General features: G+C 65.4%; 20 protein-coding genes. 12 read left to right on the forward strand and 8 right to left on the reverse strand.

Annotated elements, in window-relative coordinates; all coding sequences use genetic code 11:
• Positions 1–639 carry a helix-turn-helix domain-containing protein gene (locus tag HTZ84_RS01180; RefSeq protein ID WP_174679004.1) on the reverse strand — a complete coding sequence of 213 codons (639 nt, stop codon included), beginning with the start codon at positions 637–639 and terminating at the stop codon, positions 1–3.
• Positions 640–738: 99 nt separating this feature from the next.
• On the opposite strand from HTZ84_RS01180, the gene paaA reads away from it, so the two are divergent.
• The 7 genes from paaA to HTZ84_RS01215 all read left to right on the forward strand — a co-directional run bounded on the left by paaA (position 739) and on the right by HTZ84_RS01215 (position 5,323).
• Entirely contained in the window at positions 739–1,680 is a 942-nt protein-coding gene (gene paaA, locus HTZ84_RS01185) for a 1,2-phenylacetyl-CoA epoxidase subunit PaaA (RefSeq protein WP_174679005.1), read from the forward strand.
• A gap of 2 nt (positions 1,681–1,682) precedes the next feature.
• Positions 1,683–2,000, forward strand: a complete 318-nt coding sequence (gene paaB / locus HTZ84_RS01190; protein WP_174679006.1) for a 1,2-phenylacetyl-CoA epoxidase subunit PaaB — start codon at positions 1,683–1,685, stop codon at positions 1,998–2,000.
• The gene (gene paaC / locus HTZ84_RS01195) at positions 2,000–2,872 is read left to right on the forward strand and encodes a 1,2-phenylacetyl-CoA epoxidase subunit PaaC (RefSeq protein ID WP_174679007.1); all 873 of its coding nucleotides are present in this window, start codon (positions 2,000–2,002) and stop codon (positions 2,870–2,872) included. The genes paaB and paaC overlap by 1 nt, the downstream gene beginning before the upstream one ends.
• Before the next feature lie 5 nt (positions 2,873–2,877).
• Positions 2,878–3,294, forward strand: coding sequence for a 1,2-phenylacetyl-CoA epoxidase subunit PaaD (paaD, locus tag HTZ84_RS01200; protein ID WP_174679008.1), 417 nt, complete (start codon positions 2,878–2,880; stop codon positions 3,292–3,294).
• Positions 3,291–3,461 (forward strand): 1,2-phenylacetyl-CoA epoxidase subunit PaaE, encoded by a 171-nt coding sequence (gene paaE, locus HTZ84_RS01205; protein ID WP_174679009.1) that lies wholly within the window; start codon positions 3,291–3,293, stop codon positions 3,459–3,461. Before paaD ends, paaE begins: the two co-directional genes overlap by 4 nt.
• A gap of 68 nt (positions 3,462–3,529) precedes the next feature.
• Entirely contained in the window at positions 3,530–4,813 is a 1,284-nt protein-coding gene (gene paaK / locus HTZ84_RS01210; protein ID WP_174679010.1) for a phenylacetate--CoA ligase PaaK, read from the forward strand.
• A 93-nt stretch (positions 4,814–4,906) separates the two neighbouring features.
• Complete coding sequence (locus HTZ84_RS01215) at positions 4,907–5,323, forward strand: PaaI family thioesterase (protein ID WP_174679011.1); 417 nt, start codon at positions 4,907–4,909, stop codon at positions 5,321–5,323.
• Between the two features lie 64 nt (positions 5,324–5,387).
• Here HTZ84_RS01215 and HTZ84_RS01220 read toward each other — a convergent pair whose 3' ends face one another.
• Both HTZ84_RS01220 and HTZ84_RS01225 read right to left on the reverse strand, forming a co-directional pair.
• A complete protein-coding gene (locus HTZ84_RS01220; protein WP_174679012.1) occupies positions 5,388–6,395 on the reverse strand; it encodes an LLM class flavin-dependent oxidoreductase in 1,008 nt (335 codons plus the stop codon).
• Positions 6,396–6,562: 167 nt separating this feature from the next.
• Positions 6,563–7,837 (reverse strand): M24 family metallopeptidase, encoded by a 1,275-nt coding sequence (locus HTZ84_RS01225; protein WP_174679013.1) that lies wholly within the window; start codon positions 7,835–7,837, stop codon positions 6,563–6,565.
• A 96-nt stretch (positions 7,838–7,933) separates the two neighbouring features.
• Here HTZ84_RS01225 and HTZ84_RS01230 point away from each other — a divergent pair, with 96 nt between their 5' ends.
• The gene (locus tag HTZ84_RS01230) at positions 7,934–8,125 is read left to right on the forward strand and encodes a hypothetical protein (RefSeq protein ID WP_174679014.1); all 192 of its coding nucleotides are present in this window, start codon (positions 7,934–7,936) and stop codon (positions 8,123–8,125) included.
• A gap of 24 nt (positions 8,126–8,149) precedes the next feature.
• Here the strand turns inward: HTZ84_RS01230 and HTZ84_RS01235 are convergent, their stop codons facing one another.
• The 3 genes from HTZ84_RS01235 to HTZ84_RS01245 form a co-directional block, all read right to left on the reverse strand.
• The gene (locus HTZ84_RS01235) at positions 8,150–9,118 is read right to left on the reverse strand and encodes an NAD-dependent epimerase/dehydratase family protein (protein ID WP_174679015.1); all 969 of its coding nucleotides are present in this window, start codon (positions 9,116–9,118) and stop codon (positions 8,150–8,152) included.
• Positions 9,119–9,196: 78 nt separating this feature from the next.
• Positions 9,197–10,894, reverse strand: coding sequence for a thiamine pyrophosphate-binding protein (locus HTZ84_RS01240; RefSeq protein WP_174679016.1), 1,698 nt, complete (start codon positions 10,892–10,894; stop codon positions 9,197–9,199).
• Positions 10,891–11,214 (reverse strand): EthD family reductase, encoded by a 324-nt coding sequence (locus HTZ84_RS01245; protein WP_174679017.1) that lies wholly within the window; start codon positions 11,212–11,214, stop codon positions 10,891–10,893. The genes HTZ84_RS01240 and HTZ84_RS01245 overlap by 4 nt, the downstream gene beginning before the upstream one ends.
• A gap of 118 nt (positions 11,215–11,332) precedes the next feature.
• Here HTZ84_RS01245 and HTZ84_RS01250 point away from each other — a divergent pair, with 118 nt between their 5' ends.
• The 4 genes from HTZ84_RS01250 to HTZ84_RS01265 all read left to right on the forward strand — a co-directional run bounded on the left by HTZ84_RS01250 (position 11,333) and on the right by HTZ84_RS01265 (position 14,090).
• The gene (locus HTZ84_RS01250; protein WP_174679018.1) at positions 11,333–11,800 is read left to right on the forward strand and encodes a VOC family protein; all 468 of its coding nucleotides are present in this window, start codon (positions 11,333–11,335) and stop codon (positions 11,798–11,800) included.
• Positions 11,801–11,905: 105 nt separating this feature from the next.
• Positions 11,906–12,622: an EthD domain-containing protein gene (locus tag HTZ84_RS01255; protein ID WP_174679019.1), complete on the forward strand. Its 717-nt coding sequence runs from the start codon at positions 11,906–11,908 to the stop codon at positions 12,620–12,622.
• Between the two features lie 4 nt (positions 12,623–12,626).
• Positions 12,627–13,226 (forward strand): HD domain-containing protein, encoded by a 600-nt coding sequence (locus HTZ84_RS01260; protein WP_174679020.1) that lies wholly within the window; start codon positions 12,627–12,629, stop codon positions 13,224–13,226.
• 96 nt (positions 13,227–13,322) lie between these two features.
• Complete coding sequence (locus HTZ84_RS01265) at positions 13,323–14,090, forward strand: IclR family transcriptional regulator (RefSeq protein WP_174679021.1); 768 nt, start codon at positions 13,323–13,325, stop codon at positions 14,088–14,090.
• A 516-nt stretch (positions 14,091–14,606) separates the two neighbouring features.
• On the opposite strand, the gene HTZ84_RS01270 is transcribed toward HTZ84_RS01265, so the two are convergent.
• Both HTZ84_RS01270 and HTZ84_RS01275 read right to left on the reverse strand, forming a co-directional pair.
• Positions 14,607–15,476: an amidohydrolase family protein gene (locus tag HTZ84_RS01270; RefSeq protein WP_174679022.1), complete on the reverse strand. Its 870-nt coding sequence runs from the start codon at positions 15,474–15,476 to the stop codon at positions 14,607–14,609.
• 519 nt (positions 15,477–15,995) lie between these two features.
• The gene (locus HTZ84_RS01275) at positions 15,996–18,764 is read right to left on the reverse strand and encodes an ATP-dependent helicase (protein WP_174679023.1); all 2,769 of its coding nucleotides are present in this window, start codon (positions 18,762–18,764) and stop codon (positions 15,996–15,998) included.
• Positions 18,765–18,774: the final 10 nt, after the last annotated feature.

An 18,774-nucleotide genomic window follows, 5' to 3' on the forward strand; every position in this document is an offset into this window, starting at 1 on the left:
TCAGCTGAAGATCTGGCGGAACAGCGCCGCCTCGCCGCGTCGGAGCCGCTCGAGAAACGCCGATTTACTGATCCCGAGCTCGTCGGCGACCGCCTCCGACGAGGCGTTCCGGGGGATGGTGAAGTACCCCATCTCGAGGGCCGTCCGAAGACACTCCTCCTGGGCCGGCGTGAGGTCCCATCGGTGGCCGGGGGATTCCTTCGCTTCGGCCTGCAGGGGATAGACGCGCTCGAGCGTGACCCCGACGGTCTCGCCGGCGGCCTCCATGACGCCCTTGAGGACGTCGCGACCGACGACCGCGCCGAAGATCATCGCCGCGCCGTCGCGGTATCGCAGCGTCTCGACGATGAGTCCGCCGTCGATCAGTCGGTGGACGACGCAGGGCTCTTTCGACAGGCAGCGGTACCGATAGCGCCCGTCCGTCCGCGAGACGTGCAGGTACGAGATCCGGTCGTCGTCGTCGAGTACTCGAGTGAGCCGGTCGCTCTTGGGCGAACTGAACGTGAGGAGATCGTAGCCGTCGCTGCGGTGCTGTGGCGGCTGCGCACCGATCTCGACGTCGACGTCCCGCGTCGCCTCCGAAAGCGGACAATCGTCGTTCTGAACGCGGAATTCGACCGCGAGACATTCGTCGATCATGACGAGATATGGTCACCGTTACCACCCACCAGTATTTAAAACCGCGTTATACGGCGGTCAACCCCTAAGGGTCTATCTAGCGTTCATTCGGGTGAAACGATGGACCTGGAAACAGTCAAAGAACGCGCGGGGCCGCGGGAGTTCAGCCCCGCCGACGACCTCCCCGAGGAGTACCGGAAGGCGGCCACGCGGATGATCGAGTTCCACGCGAACAGCGAGATCATGGGCGCGTACTTAGAGCGCCCGTTCATCCGCCAGGCGCCGAGCATCGACCGCAAGCTGGCGTTCTCCGCGAAGGTGCAAGACGAGATCGGTCACGGACAGCTGCTCTACCGCGCCGCCGAGTCGCTGGGCGTCAAGACGCGCGAGGAGATGCTGGACGACCTCGCGAACGGCGACGGGAAGTTCTTGAACTGCTTCCACTATCCGATGGAGAGCTGGGTCGAGACGCCGATGATCGCCTTCTTCGTCGACGGCGCGGCGATGCGTCGTCAGGCGACGCTCCGACGGACCAGCTGGGAGCCGTACGCCCACGCGATGGACAAGGTGTGTTTCGAGGAGGGGTTCCACGTCAAACACGGCGAGGACATCCTCGCGGAACTCATGTCGGGGTCGAAGAAGGAACGGCGGATGACTCAGGAGGCCTTCGAGGAGTGGTGGCCCCGCATCATCCAGTTCTTCGGTCCGACCGACGACAAGAGCACCCACCACGACTTCGCGGCCTCGGTGGGGCTCAAACAGCAGTCCAACGACCAACTGCGCAACGCGTTCCTCGATCAGTACATCCCCAAGGCCCGAAAGTACGGCCTCGAGATCCCGGACGAGCCCCGGATTCGCGAGCGGGACGACGGCACCTACGAGGTCGCGGAGGACGACCTCGACTGGGACGAGTTCTTCACGATCGCGAAGAACGACTACGAACCCGGTCTGGACCAGATCAACGGCCGCAAGGCCGCACAGGAGGCCGTTCAGTGGGTCCGCGACGCGATCGACGGAGACGCTTCCGCCGCCGGCGGCCACGCGCCGCAGGCGGCCGACTGATCATGATCTGGGAAGTATTCCGCCAGGAGAAAACCGGCCAGTATCACACGCACTGCGGCAACGTCCACGCGTCGGACCGCGAGATGGCCAAGCAGTTCGCGGCCATCCAACACGGTCGGCGCAAGCCGACCAACAGCCTCTGGGTCGTTCCGCGGGCGGAGATCGGCGAGATCGACTCCGAGGACGTCGCGTTCGGCGGGACGACCGACAAGAGCTACCGGTGGGCGACCGCGTACAGCACGACCGGTAGGGACGCGAGCGAGGTCGTCGAGTCCGAAGACGAACAGGCGACCGCCGAACGACAGCGGGGTGACGACTGATGGCGGCGAGCCTCGAGAACCCCGACGAACTCGACGAGCGCGAGCGGACGGCCCTCGAGACGCTCCTGAAACGGCTGGGCGACGACGAGTTCGTGCTGGCCGAGCGCTACACCGAGTGGCAGGTCCGCGCGCCCAGTCTCGAGTCGGACCTCGCGCTGGCGAACAACGCCCAGGACGAACTCGGCCACGCCCGCTTGTGGTACGACGTCCTCGACGACGTCGGCCTCGAGGAGCGAGACCTCGTCTACGAGCGCGATCCCGGCGACTTCCGGCACAGCACGCTGGTCGAACTCCCCTTCGAGGAGGGCGACTGGGCCGACGCCGTCCTCCGGTCGTACCTCTACGACGTCGCCGAGGACCTCCGACTCGAGGCGCTCGTCGACTCCGCGCACCCGAAGATCGCCGACCGCGTCGGCAAGATCCGGAGCGAGGAGGAGTACCACCTCGAGCACGCCCAGAACTGGCTGGAGCGGCTCGCCGACGACGGCGAGGGTCGCGAACGCCTGCAGGACGCGCTCGATCGGCTGTTCCCGTACGCGTTCACGCTCTTCGAACCCGTCGACTCCGACGTCGAAGAGGACATCGTCGACCTCGGGCTTCGCGGCGCGACCCTCGAGGAACTCGGCGAGGAGTGGCTGTCGATCGTCGTCCCGTACCTCGAGTCGCTCGACCTCGAGCTGCCGGTGGACGGGCGCGCGGGCGGCGGTACCGACGAGTTCGAGTTCGAAGTGACCGAGGACATGCTCCCCGAGGAGCGCGGTCGCGACGGGACCCACACCGACGCGTGGTTCGACCTCTACGACGAGTTCACCCACACCTACCGCGAACTCGGGCGCACCGAGACGACCAGAATCATGGACAAACCAGAGTGACCGTAATGAGTAGCGATATTCCGGACGACACCGACGCAACGCCCTGCGCCTACACCGACTACCGCGAGGGGGAGTCGACGGCCGACCTCCCCGCGACCGGCGACGACGCGACCGGCCTCGCGGCCGACGTGTGGGACGCCCTCTACGGGATCGAAGACCCCGAGATGCCGATCAGCATCGTCGATCTCGGACTGCTCTACGGCGTCGAGGTCGCCGACGGCGTCGCGACCGTCGACATGACGCTGACGTACTCGGGCTGTCCCGCTCGAGACATGCTCACGGCGGAGGTCGAAGCCGCGGTCGCCGCCGTCGACGGCGTCGAGGACGTCGAGTTGCGGCTCGTCTGGAGTCCGGAGTGGACCGTCGAGATGGTGACCGACCGGGGCAAGGACGACCTCAGGGAGTTCGGACTCAGCGTATGAGACGGGATCTCGATCCGAGCGTCACGACCAGCGGAGCGGCAGCGGGCGCCGAGTGTCCCTACTGCGAGTCGACGGACACCGTCCGCGAACACCCGAAAGGACCGTCGCTCTGCCGGTCGATGCACTACTGTAACAGTTGCGAGCAACCGTTCGAGAAGTTCGAGTAATCGGTCCTCGAGAGCGTTGGCGAGCGAAGAATTTTGGTATTCGATACCGTGATCTACTGCAAGAGTCCATGTCAGAGACTATCCAGCACACCCGGCGGGAGGAGCTGCGGGAACTGCAATCCGAACGACTCCGCGAAACCGTCGCGTACGCCTACGAGAACGTCCCCTTTTACCGGGAAGCGCTGGACGAGGCCGGCGTCGCGCCGTCGGACATCGAACAGATCGACGACGTCCGAACGCTTCCGTTCACGACGAAAGCGGACTTCCGCGACGAGTATCCCGACGGCCTCTTCGCCGTCGCCGACGCCGACATCCGCCGCATCCACGCCTCCTCGGGCACGACGGGGAAACCCAAGATCGTCTCCTACACCGAGGGCGACCTCGAGCTGTGGGACGAGGTGATGGCGCGGTCGATGGACGCCGCGGGCCTCGATCCGGGCGAGACGTTTCAGAACGCCTACGGCTACGGGCTCTTCACCGGCGGGCTCGGCTTCCACGGCGGCGCCGAAGCGTTCGGGGCGACGGTGATCCCGATCGGCGGCGGGAACACCCAGCGCCAGGTCGAACTGGCACGCGACCTCGAGAGCGACGCGATCGGCTGTACGCCGTCGTACGCGCTCTACTTCGCCGAGACGGCCGAGGAGATGGGCGTCGATCCGCGCGAACTGCCGGTGTCGACGGTGCTCTACGGCGCCGAACCCTGTACGGAACCGATGCGCGAGGAGATCGAAGAGCGCCTCGACGCGACCGGTATCGAGAACTACGGGCTCTCCGAACTGATCGGTCCGGGCGTCGCCGTCGAGTGCCACGAGGCCCAGGACGGGATGCACGTCTGGGAGGATCACTTCTATCCAGAGGTCGTCGATCCCCGCACCGGCGAGGTCCTCCCGGAGGGCGCGGAGGGCGAACTCGTGCTCACGTCGCTCACGAAGGAGGCCCTGCCCGTGCTCCGCTACCGCACCGGCGACCTCACCACGCTCACGACCGACGAGTGCGACTGCGGCCGCACGATGGTCCGAATGGACGGCGTCACCGGCCGCGCCGATGATCTCATCATCGTGCGCGGCGTCAACCTCTATCCCAGCGAGATCGAAGCCGTCGTCCTCGAGTTCGAGGCGGTCGCGCCCTACTACCGTATCGACCTCGATCGCGAGGACACCCTCGACACCCTCGAACTCACGATCGAACTGGAAGACGGATTCGACGGCGACCGCGACCGACTCCGGAGCGAGATCCTCGAGCGACTCCAGAACGCGCTGTCGTTCACGCCCGACGAACTCGAGTTGGTCGAGTACGGAACCCTCGAGCGAACGGAGGTCGGGAAGGTCAAGCGCGTCTACGACCACCGCTGAATCGGCCCGCGTCGCCCCTGAGTGGCACCGAGCGCGTCCCGCCGGACGTCGCCGACTCCCACTTTTAATACGATTCGTGAGACAGTACCGTGCATGGATATCGAAGCCTTCTTCGAGGACATGCCGTTCGCCTCCCTGCTCGGGATCGACGTTACCGATTGCGAGGACGGCCACGCCGAGGGACGCCTCGAGATGAGCGAGGACCTCTCGTGGAACGAGGACCGGCTGATGGCACACGGCGGCGTCACGTTCACGCTCGCGGACACCGTCGGCGGCGCGGCGCTGGTCTCGCTGGTCGAGCGACCCGTCCCGACGATCGACATGCGGATCGACTACCTCAACGCCGGTACCGGCGACCTCTACGCGGAAGCCGACGTCGTGCGCTGCGGGAGCGACGTCGGCGTCGTCGACGTGGACGTCTACGCCGAAGACGACGGGAGGTCTTCCGAAGACGGCGACGCCGTCGGGACGCACATCGCCGACGCGCGCGGGGTCTACAAGACCGGCTGATCGCCGAGCGTCCCCCGTACTTCGTTTCGTCACGTCCGGCTATCGACCCAGCCGGCCGTCCGCTCTACTCGAGTTGCGGCGCTACCTCGCGTCCGAGTCGGTGCACGCAGTCGATCGTCTCCGCCGTGTCGACGCCCGGGTAGTACGTCCGGAGGATGAAGTGAACGTCGTCGCCGAGCGCCTCGCGATACCGCTCGAGTTCGTCGACAACCTGCTCCGGCGTCCCGGAGATCGCCTGCTCTTTCAGTTCCCGTTTGCGCTCGGGTTCGAGTTCGTCGACGGACTCGCCGGAGAAGATCTCCGCGTACCGTCGCTGGAGGTAGAAGTAACCGTCCCGCATCGCCTCCCAGGCGTCTTCGCGGGAGTCGCCGACCCAGCCGTGCTGGAGGACGTAGATCGTGAAGTCGTCCTCGAGGCCCTCCTCCTCGCGGACCTGCCGGATGTCCTCGACGCGCTTGCGGACGCCTTCGACCGAGAGCGCTGAGGGGGCACACCACGCGTCGCCGATCCGAGCCGCCCGACGGACGGCCGGCTTCGCGCCGCCGCCGAGCATGATCGGCACCGATTCGTCGACGGGCTTCGGCGTGACCGAAACGTCCGTCGGCACGTCGTGGAACGCGGAGTCGTAGCCGAGATCTCCTCCGCTCCAGGCGCCCCGGAGGAACGGCACGAGATCGGCGAGCCGCTCGGCTCGTTCGTCTCGCGGGACGCCGAAAACGTCGAACTCGTGCGGGTTCGACCCGATCGCGAGTCCCAGCGTCAGTCGGCCGTCGGCGAGCAGGTCGACGGTCGCGGCGTCCTCCGCGAGCCGAATCGGATCGTACAACGGCCCGAGCGCGACGCAGCTCCCGATCTCGAGGTCGGTCGTCTCGGCGGCCATCGCCCCGAGCGCGGGCATCGTTCCCGAGAGGTAGCCGTCCTCGGCGAAGTGGTGTTCCGAGACCCACGCGCTGTCGAGCCCCGCGGCCTCGATCTCGCGGGTCAACGCGAGGACCTCGTCGTACAGGTCGCTCGCCTCGCGGTCGTCGTCCGGCCGCTGCTGGGCGGTGAACAGGCCCGTCCCGAGTTTCATATCCCCGGTATCACGCGGAATCGGCTTAATTGTTGGTGGGCCGGCTGTTCGTCGTGTGCGGCGTGAATCGATACTCGAGGATCGTCGTGGTGTTCTCGAGCGATTTCTCGCCGAAACGACCGAACACGAATTCCCAGAAACGCGATCAAACGGTCGTTCCAACGGGGTTAGTGATCGATGACGCTGATATCCTCGACCGGCCACTGGCTCAGGATTTCGACGCCGTCCTCGCGGACGACGACCATCTCCTCGACGCGAACGCCCTGCCGGCCGGCCGGCTCCTGGGTCTCGACGGCCATCGTCATCCCCTCCTCGATCTCGAGGGGGTGGTCGGGCGAGAGGCCGCGCCAGATCAGCGGCACCTCGTACAGCTGGAGTCCGAGTCCGTGGGCCCAGTGGTTCGTGGTCAGCTGCCAGTGCTCGTCGGCGTCGTAGTAGTCGGCGTGCTCACCCTCCATGTCCGGGAACCCCTCGGCGATCTCGTCGGTCGTCGCGCCGGGTTCGATTCGCTCGAGGACGTCGTAGAGGTTGTCTCGAGCCGTCTCGTAGGCCTCCCGCTGCTCGTCGGTCGGCTCGCCCACCGAGAAGGTGCGGTAATAACACGATCGGTAGCCGAGGTAGCCGATGTTGTAGAAGTCGGCGTAGACGAGATCGCCGGGGCGGATCGCCCGGTCGGTCGTGTTCGCCTGGTGTTTCGGCCACGTGTTCGGTCCGGAGGTGAGGTAGCCGCCGCCGACGAACGCGCCGTGGCGCCACAGTTCCTCGACCGCCTCACCCCAGACCTCGTTCTCGCGCTTGCCCGGTTTCGCCGCGTCCGCGATCCGCTGGAAACCGGCCTCGCAGATCGCCGCGACCTGACGCAGGCACTCGATCTCGTCTTCGGTCTTGACCTTTCGGGCGTCTTCCATCACCGACTGCGCCGTTCCCGGATCGGTCTCGAGGCCGCGATCCTCGAGGGCCTCGAGCAGTCCTCGATTGCCGACGTCGACGCCGAGCGTTTCGTCGGCGACGCCGTACTCCTCCGTGGCCTCGTGAACCGTCTCGGCCATCGTCGAGAGCAGGAACTGCCGCGCCGACGGGCTGCCGGAGGCCCGCGGGACGTTCCCGAGGCCGGGACAGGCGTAGCGGACGTCGTGCAGCCAGGGGCAGTTGAACCGCTGATTGGTCGCGTGGTCGGCGGTGTCCCAGTGGACGATATCGCCGTTCTCGGTCAGGAGCGTGTAGTGGTCCGCGCCGCTGCCGCCGGTCATCGCCAGTCCGGTGACGTACCGGATGTTGGGGTCGGAAACGAGCAGCATCGCGCCGAGGTCCGTCTCCTGCAGGCGCTCGAGCGCTTTCTCCGTGCGCTCCTCGCGAAGCCGCTGCGTGTCGATTCGCTGCTCCCAGTCGACGGCCTGCGTGCCGCGGGTGCCTTCCATGAACTCCCGCTCGTAGAACGTCATGCCGTGGCGTATCACGGCGATTCACTAAACCGTACCGCTGGCGGCGATCGGCGACGGCCACCGGGCTATAAGATCGATCGCGTGCTACGAACGAGCATGCCAATCCCCGGCTACGATCCCGAAGACATCGACGAACAGCTCGAGGCGCGTCTCGACGACGGCGAGATCGAGCGCAAGCTGAGCGACTCGGAACTCGAAGCGTATCGCGGCGGCGACGCAAACCTGATCGACTTCCTCGACGAGGAGGAGATCGAACGGGTCCTCGAGCGCGGGGACGGGTCAAACTGAGTCGAAATCGACGACTACGGCGGGTCAGATCGGGTCGAGTCCCGCTTCGTCGCGCAAGACGTCGATGTACTTTCGGAAGCCCGACTCGAGGTCGTACCGGACCTCGTAGCCGAGGTCCTCCTGGGCCTTCGTCATGTCGAGGTTCTGCGTCCAGGGGAGTTCGCCGTCGTCCGAGACGTCGACGTCGGCGTCGGGCAGGATCGACTCGACGGTCTCGGCGGCTTCGCGGACCGTCGCGAGCACGCCGCGGACGTTGTAGACCCGCTGCGACAGGTCGTCTTCGGGCGTGAACGCCGCCTTCCGGAACGCCTGGGCGATGTCCTCGACGTGCTGCCAGTCGATCGCCTGATCGCCGTACTCGACGCTGTAAGACTCCCCGAGGGCGGGTTTCTCGATGATGTTCGCGAGAAACGCCGAGCCGCCGGTCTCGCGGTAGGGGCCGTAGGCGACCGTCGGCCGGAGCGCGACGTGGTCGAGGCCGTAGTCCTCGTGGTAGACCCGGGCCTGGTGTTCGTTGTACTCCTTGGTCGCGCCGTAGAGCGTGTCCGGATAGACGAGTTCGTCCTCGTCGATCCACTCCGCGTCGTAGTTGTGCGGCGGGGCGTAGACCGCCGCCGAGGACGCCCACGCGACGCGCTCGATCTGATCGTCCAGCGTGCGTGCGGCCTCGAAGACGTTGTTCGTCCCCATGACGTTCACGTCGGCCGCGCTTCGGGGATTCTCGCGCGCCGTCGTCGTCAGCAGCGCCGCGAGGTGGACGATGTGCGTCGCTCCCGTCTCCTTGACCGCGCGGATCACGTCGGTCGGCTCGGAGACGTCGCCGCGTCGAACGTCCACGTCGTCGGCGACGCCGAGTTTCTCGAGGATCTCCGTGTCCGTCGAGCGGTCGTACGCGACGACGTCGTGGCCGTGTTCGAGCAGGTCCTGTACGACGTAGGAACCGATGAAGCCGGTTCCGCCGGTTACCAGTACGGTCGCGTCGGTGTCGTTCATGTGTCCGTAGTATGTCGATGGTTCACGTATAGGTTGGTGATCGTTCGGGTCGACCGCGCGGACGGCCGTCAGGCGTCGTCACTCGTGGAGCCCCCCGACCGACTTGTAGAACGAGGAAGCCAGCGTGTCGGCCATGTCTTCCTCGCGGTCGATTCGCACGTCGATGACGCGGGGAACGTCGGCCGCCTTGCCGTCCTCGAGCGCCGCGGCGAACGTCTCGGGGTCGGTCGCGCGCGTCCCGACGGCGCCGAAGGCCTCGGCGGCTTTCACGAAGTCCGTGTCGTGGAACTCGACGCCGGCGATGTCGCCCTCCTCGCCCTGCATCTGTCGGACCATCCCGAGGCTGGTGTCGTTGAGGACGACGAACGTGGGCGCGACGCCGTATTCGACGGCGGTCTCGACGCTGTTCATCGTCATCGAGAAGCCGCCGTCCCCGGCGACCGCGACGACGTCCTTGTCCGTCGTCAGCGCCGCCGACACCGCGGCCGGATTCGCCCATCCCATCCCCCCGACGCCGCCGCTCCCGAAGTAGGTGCGGACGGCCGGGGTCTGCAGGTAGTACAACAGCCAGAACCGGTTGTTGCCGGAGTCGGCGGTGACGATCGTCTCCTCGTCGACGACCGCTTCGATCTCCGTGACGGCGCGCTGGGGTTTGATCGGCGTCGAGTCGTCCTCGCACTCGGGGGCGGTAAACCACTCTCTGGCCGCCGCCGCGCGCTCCATCGCCCAGTCGTTCGACGCGTCGCCGGCGTCGGCGAGCGCGGCGAGGCTCTCTTTCGCGTCGCCGATGAGGCCGACGTCGGCGGGGTAGACCCAGCCCGCGTTGCGCGCGTCGACGTCCGCGTGAACGATCGTCTGCTCGTCCGGCCGAATGAACTCCGGCGCCTGCCAGTTCGTGTCCATCGGGTTCAGCCGGCAGCCGACGACGAGCAACGTGTCGGCCTCGCTGACGACCCGATTCGCACCTTCGTGCCCGAACGATCCCATGACGCCGGCGGCGCGGTCGTCGGTCTCGGGATAGGTCGATTTGCCGAGATACGAGGTGACGACGACGCAGTCGTACGCCTCGGCGACCGCCGCGAGTTCGTCGTAGGCCTGCGCGGCGTGGACGCCGTTGCCCGCGACGATCACCGGCCGCTCCGCTCCCTCGAGCGCGTCGACGGCGTCGGCGACGTCCGACGCGGACGGCGCGGCGTCCCACGTCCGGGCCTGGGAAGCGGCGTCCCACGCGGTCGGCGTGGGATCGTCGGGGACGTCGTCGGTGATCGCGTCGCCGTCCAGGACGATCGCGGTCGGACCGGGACGGCCGGCGACGGCGTGTTTAAACGCGAGCTGCGTCGAGCGCAGGGTTTCGACCGGCGTGCGCGGAAACCACCACTCCTTGGATACCCCGTCGAGGATCGAGGGGAGGCTGAACCCGCCGTAATCCCCGCGGGCTTGCTGGTACGGTGCCAGCGTCGAGTACTCGCCGCGCTCGGAGGCCTCGGTGAGCACGACCATCGGTGACGAGGACAGCCGCGCCTCCATCTGACCGATCATTCCGAGGCTGCCGATCCACGGCCCCTGTCCGGCGAGAACGCCCGGCCGCCCCGTGAGACGGCCGTAGGTCTCCGCCATGACGCTCGCCTCGCGCTCGTCGCGCGGTCTGACGAGGTCCACGTCGGATTCGGGGAGGTGATCGAGCAGTTCGATGACTCGGCCGCCCGGATAGCCGAAGACGTACTCGACGCCGAGGTCCTCGAGCGTCTCGACGAGTGCGGACGCGGTCGTCGTCATTCGTCGACGTCCACGTGCACGGTCTCTTCGACGACCATTCGCGGCCCCGCGCCGGGAGCGGTGAACTCCGCGGCGTCGTCCATGACCTCCCGACCGACGTCCGACTCGAACGCCTCGTTCATGGCCCGTCCGTCCTCGAACGCGAGCTCGAGGACGCCGTCGTACTCCGCGTCGTCGGGGTCCGTCGGAACGGACGTGCTGTACCGTTTCAGACCGGGGAGTTCGCGAGCCAGCTCGGCGTGGTCGCCCTGCCACCGTTCGACGAATTCGTCGTGGCTGTACTCGTCGTCCCGGACGAGAAACTCGACCAATGTTATCATACGTCCACACTGTTGCCGTCCGCCGACTTTGTTCTATCGGTGCGATATGGTCTCATTGGCCGCGGTGACTGTCCACACGCACCAAATAATTATGTGCGTCGACCGTCGGTTCCACCGTATGTCCGAGATGCCAGCGATGCGCGTCGATCACGTCGGAATCGCCGTCGAATCGATCGACGACGCCGAAGAACTGCTGTTCGTCCTCGGCTGCGAGAAGATTCACGAAGAATCTAGCGAGTACGGTGCGTTCACCTGGGCGACGTACGTGCTCGGCGACGCCTCCCGGCTCGAGCTCATCGCTCCCGAGGACGGCTCGGAGTCGTTCCTGACCGACTTCCTCGAGCGACGGGGCCCCGGCCTCCACCACGTCACGCTCGAGGTCGCCGACTTGGAGCGAGCGGTCGACGTCCTCGACGCACACGACGTCCCGGTCGCCGATTACGCCGAATTCGAACACTGGGGCGAAGCGTTCGTGGCGCCGTCGAATCCGACCGGTGCGTTGCTCCAGCTCATGGAGTACGACGAGGGGTACGCGGAGACCCGCGAGGCGGGACGGCGGCTGTTCGTCCGCGGCGAGTCGCTCTGACACCGCCGCTTCGGACGGTCTCCGTCGGGGGTATCGGAACGCGACTGCGTGCGGCGCGGTCACAGGCCTCACCATTTATTGTACTGTGCGGAAAACACGCCGGTGATGTACAAACACGTCGCGTTACTGGTCCGTAAGGACGGGCTGTCCCACGAGGAGTTCGTCGACTACTGGCAGAACAACCACACGCCGATCGCCCGCGAGATCGAGGGCGTCGTGCGCTATCAGCAGGTGTTGCCGACGGAACCGGACCACGCCGAGTTCGACGGCCTGGCGGAACTGTACTTCGAGGACCTCGAGGCGCTCCACGACGCGCTGGGCAGCGAGGGCTCGCGCGACTACGACCCCGAGAACGGGAAGGCGAAGGAGGCTCGCGAGGACGTCGACAACTTCCTCGCGGTCGAGGAGCGACCCAGGTTCATCGGCGAGGAGATCGTCCAGAAGGACGAAGTCGACGGCAATACCGACGGGCTCTACAAGCACTCCGCCTTTCTCGTCCGACAGGAGGGAATGAGCCACGAGGAGTTCGTCGACTACTGGCAGAACAACCACACGCCGATCGCCCGCGAGATCGAGGGCGTCGTGAAGTACAACACGGTGATTCCGACCGATCCCGAGAACGCCGAGTTCGACGGCGTCGCCGAACTCTACTTCGAAGACCTCGAGAAACTGTACGACGCGCTGGGCAGCGAGGGCTCGCGCGACTACGACCCCGAGAAGGGGAAGGCGAAGGAGGCTCGCGAGGACGTCGACAACTTCCTCGCGATCGACGAGCGGCCTCGGTTCATCGGCCGCGAGCGCCTCGTCAAGGCCGAGGAGTAATCGCATGTCTAACACCGACCGCGACTTCGAGAGTCAGGTCCGCGACGCGTTCCCCGAACTCGAGCGGATCGACGACGCCGACCTACGGGACCGCGTCGTCGAGGCGTGGGCCCTCGGGTTAGAGCGGGGCGGCTGGCGAGACGTCGAGGACATCCCCTACGCCTGGAACATCCACGAGGTCACGAACGTCGAACACGTTCGCGGCGTCGCGCGCATCGCGCTCGAGACCGCCCGCGAACAGCGGGCGTTCCACGGCGCCGATCCCGACGGCGACGTGATCGTCGCCGCGTGTCTCCTCCACGACGTCGGCAAGTGCTACGAGTACCCCGACTTCGTCGATGACGAACTGCTCGCCGATCCCGATCTGCGATACGTCAGCGAGGAGATCCCCCACTCCATCTCGGGGTACGCCCTCGCCCACGAGGTCGGCTGTCCGCTCGCCGTGCAACGCGCGATCCCGCACTTCCTCGGCGAGGTCCCCACGCGCACGCTCGAGGCCGAACTCGTCAAGAGCGCGAACTCCGCGTCGTCGAACGCCATCACGCAGGCGACGATGGGGATCACGCTCCAGGAGTGGGTCGAGGAGTACTCCCAGACCTCGTAGTCGTTCGAACGTCCCGGCGCGGGTTCGCCGAATCGAACCGGGAAGCGTTCGAATAGCGGGAACAGCTTTTTGCCGATTCGTCACAATTGCCAACGCATGGCAAGCGAATCCCAACACAGGCCGGTCGAAACCGTCGAAACGGCCTTCGACATCGTCGACGTGCTCAAACGCGACGACGGTGCCGGGATCACCGACATCGCCGACGAACTCGGCCTCGCGAAGAGTACGGTTCACCGGCACGTGAAAACGCTCGAGTCGCGGGGGCTGCTCGTCCGAGAGGGCGACGTCTACCGAATCAGTACGTGGTTCCTCGACTACGGCATTCACGTGCGAAACCGCCACCGATTGTACGACGTCGCCAGACCCAAAGTCGACGAACTCGCCGCGGAAACCAACGAGAAGGTCTGGTGCGTGATCGAAGAGCACGGAATGGGCGTCCACATCTACGGCGCCGAAGGACGACACTCCGTCAAGACCCACGCGCGGATCGGACAGCGGACGTATCTCCACCAGTTCGCCGCCGGCAAAGCCATCCTCGCGCACCTGCCCGACGACCGCATCGAGTCGATCCTCGAGGACTACGGGCTCGCCGCACAGACCGACCAGACGATCACCGAGCGCGACACGCTCTACGACCAGCTCGCGACGATCCGCGACAGGGGATACGCGTTCAACCGCGAGGAATCGGTCATCGGCGTCCACGCCGTCGGCGCCCCGATCAGAAACGAGTCGGGGACGGCCATCGGCGCGATCAGCGTCGCCGGGCCCGCGAATCGACTCCGCGGCGACCTGATGACCGAGGAACTTCCCTTTCTCCTGCTCGGCGCGACCAACGAAGTGGAGATCAATCTCGCCCACTCGTAGCGGCCCCAGCGTCTCCTCCTCGTCGCAGCGCTTCCCTCACCCGCTCGTCTCGTCACCGAACTCGTCTCTATCTCCTATCACCGAACTCATCGACTCGTCTCATCACCGAACTCGTGCTCTCTCCCGCCGGTTCGTCACCGATTGATCGCTACCGGGTTCGAAACTTTCGAACAGCATTCAGTGTGCATCGATCTTGGGTCTCCAACTTCCCGAATATTCGGCGTCTCGAGTGCTATCCTCCGCGATTCCGTTATTCGTCCGTCGGATCGATCGAGTCTTCACTTACAGCGGCACCGATGTAATACACCGCTGTGAGGATCGGTTGATTACATGAGTACTACTGTAATTCGGCCGGCCGCGTTCGTGACGATGGTTGTTGCCGTAATTCGAACAGGGTGCGGAGAAGTCAGGTCCTCGAGAACCGAGCGACTCGTTCGACGGACCCTGGTCGACGGGTGGCAATCCGACGGAAGACGAGCCGGCGATGCGGACCGACGGCCGTGGACGACCGACGGACTACAGATCGAGGAACTCCTCGGCGTTCTCCCAGAGGATTTTCCGCTGGGTTACCTCGTCGAAGTCGAGGGCGGCGAACTGCTCGAGCCACGGTTCCGGCTCGAGCATCGGGTAGTCGGTCCCGAACATGACCTTGTCCGCGAGGAGGGACTGGGCGTATTGGAGCACCTGCTCGTCGATATATCTCGGCATCCACCCCGAGAGATCCATGTAGACGTTGCCCTTCTGCTGGCAGATCGCGAGCTGTTCTTTCTCCCACGGGTAGGCGGGATGCGCGATGAGGATCTGGAGATCCGGATAGTCGGCCGCCACGTCGTCGATCAACATCGGGTTGCCGTACTTGATCTTCAGGCCGCGACCGCCCGGCGAACACGCGCCGAGGGTGGAGTTCCCCCCGTGAAAGACGACGGGAACCCCGAGGTCCTCGATGGTCGCCCACAGCTCCTCGTGCTCGGGGTCGGACGGGTCGAACCCCTGGGCGATCTGCTGGAACTTGAACCCGGAGAGATCCAGATCCTCGACGCAGCGAATCGCCTCCTCGACGCAATCGTCTTTGAGCGGATCGACGGAGCCGAATCCGATGAAAAAGTCGGAATGCTCGTCGCGGACCTCGGCGACGTAGTCGTTCGGCACGGGCGGATTGCCCGTGTTCGTTTCCGCGTCCCAGCCGAGCAACACGGCCCGGCCGACCCCGGCCGCCCGATACTCCTCGATCATGTTTTCGTACGTGTCCGGCTCGAGGTCGGCGCCGAACCGATCGGCCGCGTCCCGCATCATCTGTCCCCCCGCGTCGTGGAGGAACTCGCTGGTCGGCTGGTGAGCGTGCGTGTCGATCGCGCGCGACTCCTCGAGTACCGTGGGAGAACCCATACCACAAGCGACGTGAGGACGGCATATGTATTTTCCCACGAAAGACGAATTCGATCGAACACCGGTACTGGTGATTGACGATCTAACCGCCAGCGATAATTATCGAATATACTGTAGCATACTACTCTAATCATATTCTTGGTATTTCCGAGGAGGATTTTCTCTGAAATCTCTATAGTGGGTCTAGAGGATCAATCGAGCTGTTTTAGGGCACTTATCCCTTCCACCCACTCTCGGAGAAGATGATATTGGATTAAATCCCTAGCCTGCGTATAGGAGAGCCAAAATGCCCCCTATTGTGGTTTTCAACATATTGCTTCCGTAGTGATATCATTCCTATGTGTCTGTATTCAGCTATAAATTAGTATTTGATGGTAGTTAGGAGATGTATGTTAATTGATGCTCATATCAAAGGGGACCGACCGATAGACGATCAGTTCGACCGAGCATATCGCTTCGGATACGTGACGGGAATCGACGATTCCGATAGAGTGCGAAACAACTGACGCGCTCGAGCGGCTAGTCCGTGGAGAGTCCGCGAAGCGACTCCTCACCGATCTCCTCGAGGACGTGCTCGTGAAACGCCTGCAGGGCGGCGCTCTCGTCTTCGGCGAGAACGACGTCGCTGGCCGACAGCGTCGCCAGTCCGAAGGCCCGCGGCGTCGGCGAGTCGAGCAGCGTACGTTCGATTTCGATATCGCCGGCCGCGATATCGCCGACGATCTGCTCGATCTCCGCGACGTTGAGTTTGTCCTCGAGAATCTCGCGGTAGGTCTCCTCGATGACCGCGAACTCCTCGAGGTCCTCGGCGAAACCGAGCAGCATCTCGCTCGAGACCTGCTGTTCGCTCGCCGATTTCTCGTAGCCCTTGTAGCGTTTGAGGATCATCAGCGAGCGGGTCGCGTTGATCCGGAAGTACCGCTGGAGGAGGTCGGTGCCGGAGAGCGCGTTCCGGAGGTCCTCGCGGACGTCGTCGGCCTCGAGGTCCTCGAGGATCCCCTCGACGTCGACCTTCCGATTGAGTGGCATCGAGAGGACGAACCCGTTGTCGGCGACGGCGACGCGAACGTTGGCGGTGGCCTCCTGGGCGCACCGGTAGGCCAGCAGCCGCGAGAACCCGTCGTTGAACTTCCGACCGTAGCTCGAGTGGACGTAGTAGTGGCGCTCGTACTCCTCGCGGTCCCGGACCACCTCGATCGCGAGGCGATCGGTCGCGCTGACGCTCTCGTTCCCCGCGTACCGGAGCTGGTGTTCGAACAGCCGCGCGATCGCGCGCACGCTGTCGTCGTCCAGCGGGAACTCACGGAGCCACGCGCGGACTCGCGGCGGACCGCCCGCGCCGTAGCGCTCGAGGAGTTCGCCCTGGAACGCGAGGATCTCCCGCCCGAGGTCGTAGGACAGCGGCAGCCGCTCGGAGTACCACGAGGGGACGGTCGGTCGCGCGCTCGTGCGGTCGACGTAGACCTTCGAGCCCCGTCGGTACCGGTACTCGAAGTGGTCGCCCCCGAGGACGAAGACGTCCCCCTTCTCGAGCGTGTCGAGGTAGTTCTCGTCTAACTGCCCGACCCACTCGTCGCCGGCGCGGGTCTTGACGTCGCAGGTGAAGGAGTCGGGAATCGTCCCGATGTTGGTCATGTAGATGACGCGAGCCAGCCGGCCTCGCTTGCCGATCAGCGGCCGGCCGACGGGGTACCCCTCGTGGTGGTGCTCGCCGCTGGGCGGATCGTTCTCGTCGCGCCAGATCTTCGCGTAGACGTTCTTGTCCTCGAGGCCCGCGTAGTCGGCGGTGAGGTACCGGGCGAGCGACTCCCACTCCTCGTCGCTGTAATTCCGGTAGGGGTAGGCCCGCCGGAGGATGCCGACCACCTCGCTCTCGGGCCGGATCTCTGCGATGGCCATCCCGTAGACGTGCTGGGTGGCGACGTCCTGTGCGTTCTCCGGGATAGAGACGGAGTCGACGAACCCGTCCTCGGCCTTCTTGAGCATCACGGCGCACTCGAGGAGTTCGTCCCGGTCTAAGGCGATGACTCGGCCCGTCACCGTCTGGCCGACGCGGTGGCCCGCGCGGCCGACGCGCTGGAGCAGGGAAGCGACGGACTTGGGCGAGCCGACCTGTACTACGAGGTCGACGTGGGGCATGTCGATCCCCAACTCCAGCGAGGTCGAGGAGGTCACCACGTCGAGGCTTCCCTCCTTCAGCCGCTTCTCGACGTCGTGGCGGACGTCCTTCGAGAGGCTGCCGTGGTGACAGCCCGAGTTCTCCTCGTCGTAGGCGTCGAACCCCTCGCGAAGGTTGTGCAACACCCGCTCGGCGCCGGATCGGGTGTTCGTGAAGACGAGCGTGTTCGTGTGGTCCTGGATGTGCTCGTGGAGCATCCGATAGAACCGCTCCTGGACGACCTCGCGGGGCGTGTGGATCAGATCGTCGGTCGGACACTCGAGTTCGATGTCGAACTCGCGGGCGAAGCGGGCGTCGACGATCTCGTACGGACGGGAGTCGCCGCCGGGCTCTTCTCGGCCGACCAGGAACTCCGCGACCCCCTCGAGCGGTTCGATCGTCGCCGAGCAGCCGATCCTGGTGATCTCGTGGTCGACCATCGCCTCGAGTCGCTCTAAGCTCACCGACAGGTGGGTTCCACGCTTTCCGGCGGCCAGCGAGTGGATCTCGTCGACGATGACGTACTCGACGGTCCGCAGTTTCTCGCGGAACTTAGGGGAGTTCAGCAGTATCGCGAGCGTCTCGGGCGTCGTGTTCAGAATGTGGGGCGTCTCCTCGAGCATCTTCTGGCGGTCGCTCGAGGAGGTGTCGCCGTGGCGGATCGCGTGGCGGATCTCGCCCATCTCCGCCCCGTCGTCCCGTTCGTCGACGACGGATTCGATCCCCTCGAGGGGCACCTCGAGGTTGCGGTGGATGTCGTTGGCCAGCGACTTCAGCGGCGAGACGTAGAGACAGTAGACGGAGTTCTCGAGGCCGTCGTCGGTGTCGCGATCACGCTTGTAGAGTTCGTCGATAATCGCACAAAAAGAACTTAACGTCTTGCCTGACCCCGTCGGCGCACAGACCAGCGTGTTCATCCCCTCGTGGATCTTCGGGATCGCCCCCTGCTGGGGCGGCGTGAAGAAGCCCTCGTTCTCGGGAACGAACTCGCCGAACTCCTCGAGCCACCACTCCTGGACCGCCGGCTCGAGGAGGTCGAAAACGTCGCGGTCCTCGATCGTGACGGCGTCCGGATCGAAAGGGAGGGCGTCGTCGGCGACCGGCAACTCGAGGCCGTCGGTCCCGCTCATTACCGTCGTC

Source organism: Haloterrigena gelatinilytica (genome assembly GCF_013342145.1).
In the GTDB taxonomy this organism is placed as follows: Archaea; Halobacteriota; Halobacteria; order Halobacteriales; family Natrialbaceae; genus Haloterrigena; species Haloterrigena gelatinilytica.